8 protein-coding genes are annotated in these 3,791 nt (G+C 62.7%); all 8 read right to left on the reverse strand.

The features are described from left to right. Nucleotides 1-290 (reverse strand): hypothetical protein (locus VGD20_RS07740; protein ID WP_331133891.1); only part of this gene is annotated, 290 nt, incomplete at its 3' end. Nucleotides 291-449: 159 nt separating this feature from the next. Continuing rightward, the gene (locus VGD20_RS07745) at nucleotides 450-995 is read right to left on the reverse strand and encodes a F0F1 ATP synthase subunit B (protein ID WP_331133892.1); all 546 of its coding nucleotides are present in this window, start codon (nucleotides 993-995) and stop codon (nucleotides 450-452) included. Continuing rightward, nucleotides 988-1,485 carry an ATPase gene (locus VGD20_RS07750; protein WP_331133893.1) on the reverse strand — a complete coding sequence of 166 codons (498 nt, stop codon included), beginning with the start codon at nucleotides 1,483-1,485 and terminating at the stop codon, nucleotides 988-990. Before VGD20_RS07750 ends, VGD20_RS07745 begins: the two co-directional genes overlap by 8 nt. Nucleotides 1,486-1,556: 71 nt before the next feature. Next, nucleotides 1,557-1,787, reverse strand: coding sequence for a F0F1 ATP synthase subunit C (locus VGD20_RS07755; RefSeq protein ID WP_037515205.1), 231 nt, complete (start codon nucleotides 1,785-1,787; stop codon nucleotides 1,557-1,559). A 42-nt stretch (nucleotides 1,788-1,829) separates the two neighbouring features. Continuing rightward, nucleotides 1,830-2,582, reverse strand: a complete 753-nt coding sequence (locus VGD20_RS07760; RefSeq protein WP_331133896.1) for a F0F1 ATP synthase subunit A — start codon at nucleotides 2,580-2,582, stop codon at nucleotides 1,830-1,832. Between the two features lie 50 nt (nucleotides 2,583-2,632). Beyond that, on the reverse strand, nucleotides 2,633-2,962 hold the full coding sequence (locus VGD20_RS07765) for an AtpZ/AtpI family protein (protein ID WP_331133894.1): 330 nt from the start codon (nucleotides 2,960-2,962) through the stop codon (nucleotides 2,633-2,635). A 233-nt stretch (nucleotides 2,963-3,195) separates the two neighbouring features. Continuing rightward, nucleotides 3,196-3,591, reverse strand: a complete 396-nt coding sequence (locus VGD20_RS07770) for a YdbL family protein (protein WP_331133895.1) — start codon at nucleotides 3,589-3,591, stop codon at nucleotides 3,196-3,198. A 20-nt stretch (nucleotides 3,592-3,611) separates the two neighbouring features. Beyond that, nucleotides 3,612-3,767, reverse strand: a complete 156-nt coding sequence (locus tag VGD20_RS07775; protein ID WP_331133897.1) for a YnbE family lipoprotein — start codon at nucleotides 3,765-3,767, stop codon at nucleotides 3,612-3,614. Between the last annotated feature and the right edge of the window lie 24 nt (nucleotides 3,768-3,791).

The following is a 3,791-nucleotide window of genomic DNA, read 5'->3' on the forward strand; positions in this document are numbered from 1 at the left end:
ACCCAGATCGATGCGAAGGCTGGAAAGAAGTAGGCCTTGCCCGTTACGCCATTGTCGCCGGTGAACAGAAAGCAAAGGCCCGTCGCACCGCCCGGCCCCGCGCAACGCGTCGGCTTGGACAGTTCGTCGATGAAGACCGGCGCCCCTCCGGGCGAAACACAGCCGACATAGTTGGCGGCGGCCGAAAAGCCCGCGGGGATGCCGGCAGCTTGTGCCTGTACCTGCGGCCGCGGCTGCAGCGCGCGCGGGGCGCTGCCTTCGCCGGGTTTCAAACCTTTGCGTCCGAACATGCCAAACTCCTTCGAGAACGGCGTTGCTGTACCGCAAAAGCGTTAAGTTCCGTCCACCATGCCATCCGCGCCGTGACGCCTCGGCATGGCTCGCGACCTGCGAAAGCAAAACGCCCGCGGAAATCCGCGGGCGCTCTGTATCTGGCGATGCTGAAGGCCTCAGCCCTTGGCGACGCCAGCGATGGCCTGGTCGACCAGCGCCTTGTCGGCGTTGGCGTCATGCTTGTCGGCGATCAGCTTCGCCGCGGCTTCGGTCGCCGCCTTGGCGGCAGCGGTGCGGACTTCGGCGAGCGCGCCGGCTTCGGCCGCGGCGATGCGGTCTTCGGCCATCTGCTTGCGGCGGGCGATCAGCGCGGTGGCGTCGGCCTTGGCCTTGGCGACGAGCGCCTCGGCCTCCGCGTCGGCGCGGGCCCGCATCTCGTCGGCTTCCTTCGCGGCGTCAGCGAGCCTGGCTTCATACTCGGCCTTCAGCGATTCGGCATCGAGGCGCAGTTGTTCGGCTTCGTTCAGCTGTTTCGAAATCTCGGCAATCTTGTTGTCGAGCATGCCCGCGACCATCGCCGGCACCTTCTTCCACAGCAGGATGGCGATGAAAATCGCCATTGCGATCGAAACCCAGACGGTTGCGTCGATGATACCGAACGATGCCGGCTCGACATGCACTTCGCCCGTCGCTTCGGACAGGATGGTCAGGAAATTAGCCATGGAGCACCGCCTTCACCGCTGCCTTGGCGTCCGCCGCAGCGACTTTCACACCCGAAAGCTTGGCGACGAGCTCGCCCGCAGCTTCGGCCGCGACCGATTCGATTTCGGCCATCGCCGAAGTGCGCGCGGCACTGACGTCGGCCTCCGCCGCCGACAGCTTGTCGGCGAGTTCGGAATCGACCTTGGCAAGACGCTTTTCGGCGTCCTTCGCGGCCTTGTCTTTCGCGTCCGTCACCGCTTTCTGCGCAGCGGCGCGGCTTGCGTCGCTTTGCTGGCGATAGCTTTCTTCCAGCGCATCGGCGGCGGCATGCGCCGCCTTGGCCGCGGCCAGATCGTCGGCTACCTTGCGGTCGCGCGCGTCCACCGTCGCCTCGATCTTCGGCAGCATGCCGCGGCCGATGACAAAAAAGACGAAGCCAAAGGTCAACAGCACCCAGAAAATCTGCGATGCGGCGTACCAGCTTTCAGCGAACTGGCTGATTTGAGGCATGGATTTACTCGACCGACAAAAGAAAAGCAGTCACGGGGCCCGCTCGTGGCGAGCCGGCCCCGCAAGCGAAATCAGGCTGCCTTGAGGTACAGCAGGATCGCGATCAGGAACGACAGCAGGCCGAGAAGTTCGGCAGCCGCGAAGCCGATGAACAGGCGGCCCTGCTGGCCGTCGGCAGCCGCCGGGTTACGCAGCGCGCTTTCGAGGAAGCTACCGAACACGTTGCCCACACCGATGGCGGCCATACCGGCACCGATAGCGGCCAGACCGGCGCCGATGAGCGAAGCAGCTTGAACGTCCATTTTATACTCCTTGGGAAAAACGTTGATTATACAGTTGAAATATCAGTGCAGATTGATCGCGTCGTTCAGATAGAGCGACGTGAGCAGCGCGAAAACATACGCCTGGATCCCGGCGACCAGCAGCTCGAGTCCGCTGATCCCGACCATCAGCGCCATGCTGGGGATGCCGACGCCCAGCCCGACCGCGGGGCCGGCGGCGATCCCGTCGATGATGAACGAGGCGAACACTTTCATCAGCACGTGGCCTGCGGTCATCGCGACGAACAGTCGGAGAGCAAGGCTGAACGGGCGGACGAGGAACGATACCAGCTCGATCGCGGGGATCAGCCACAGCAGCCACCAGGGCGTGCCGTGCGGGACGAACAGCGAGAAGAAATGCAGGCCGTGGCGCCAGAAACCAACGATCAGGACGATCGAGAAGCTCAGGATCGCAAGGAAACCGGTGATCGCGAAGTGGCTTGTCACGGTGAAGGGATGCAGGCCGAACAGACCGAACGGCATCAGGCCGATCACGTTGAGCATCAGGATGAACATGAAGAGCGAGAAGACATACGGCGTATATTTCCGGCCTTCGGGGCCGATATTCGCATTCATCATGCCCGAAATGAAGCCGGTGAAGCCTTCGACCGCGACCTGCCAGCGACCGGGGACGAGCTGGCGCTTCATCCCGCCGATCATGAAGACCCACAGCAAGAGGCCGGCGATCACCATCCACATCGCGCTGGTGGTAAAGGCAACCTCATGATTGCCGACATGGAACATGTCGAACATCTTCTGCACCTCGAACTGGTGCATCGGGTCCACTTTGCCTTGATCCGCCACGCGATACCTCGCCTAAATTAATATCATTCCGGTTTTGACGGCCGGACGTTCGCAATTCGAAATATGTTCCTGAAGGCGACGACTATTCCGAGGAACAGCACCACCAACAGACCCCAGGGTGCCGTGCCGGCGAAATGGTCGATCGTCCAACCGACCAGCGCGCCGCCACCGATCCCGCCCAGCAGTTCGGCCAGAACGCGGTTACCGAGCTTGTAATTGGCATCGGTCTCCGGTCCGGCGTTCACTGCGGTCCGTTTCGCTTCTGCGGCTTCGGCCCGGTCCAATCGCTCTTCGAGCGAGACCAGGCGCGAATCCTCCGAAGCTGGTTCCGGATCGCTGCCGTTCCCCGTCATTTGCGCCATCCTCCTGAAACAGAGCCGATATTCATCGATTCCGCCTGCGAAAAAAGGCCCGAAAACTCGGGGGACCCCTAAGGCGCGGTCCGTTTAGGAACGACGCCCGATTAAGTCAATGCTTGTGCGCAGGTGCACAAAAATGGCGCGGCCATCGCACGCAAAAATGCCGCCGCGTTTAGGGGCGCGGCGGCATCTGAGGACCCGCGGGTCCCGGTATGCGCTTAATTCGGTTACGGGCAGCGCGCGTCACGCTCGGGCGCGCCGCCGTCGCGGGTTTTCCAGGCGCCGCCCGGCGTCTGATATTTCTCGCCGACCTTGGTCTTGGCGATCAGGTTGCAGCCGCTGGTAAAGGCGAATTGCTCGACCGTGCTGCCGGTCGACTGCGCGCTTGCGGTATAGGCCGCCTTGCGCTTGATATTGAGGTCCTGCACCAGCGCGCGGATCGCCGGTGTCGGCGTCGTTGCAAAGCCCAGATAACCATCGGGCTGCTCGCCGATCTGGCCTGCGGCGCGTGCTGCGGCATAGGCGGGGTCGCGCTGCGCCATCGCCGACGGCACCGCAAGCGCAACCGCAGCGGTTGCCGCAATCGCAGCAAGGGCCAGTCCGGTCGGTTTCCACATCTTCATAACCATCTTGTCGTTCCCCATCAGAATATCTCGCTATTCTGCTCGATGAGCTTCTTGGCATCGCCATCCAGCCTGTACACCACTTCCTGCCGGATGTTGATGTTCAGATTGATCTCGATCGGCTTGTCGGGCGTGTCGATCTGGACGCAGCCCGCAAGGGCTCCCATTCCCGTCATCACCGCCAGACAGCGACCGCCTAT

The sequence above is a fragment of the Sphingopyxis sp. genome (genome assembly GCF_036402335.1).
GTDB lineage: Bacteria > Pseudomonadota > Alphaproteobacteria > Sphingomonadales > Sphingomonadaceae > Sphingopyxis.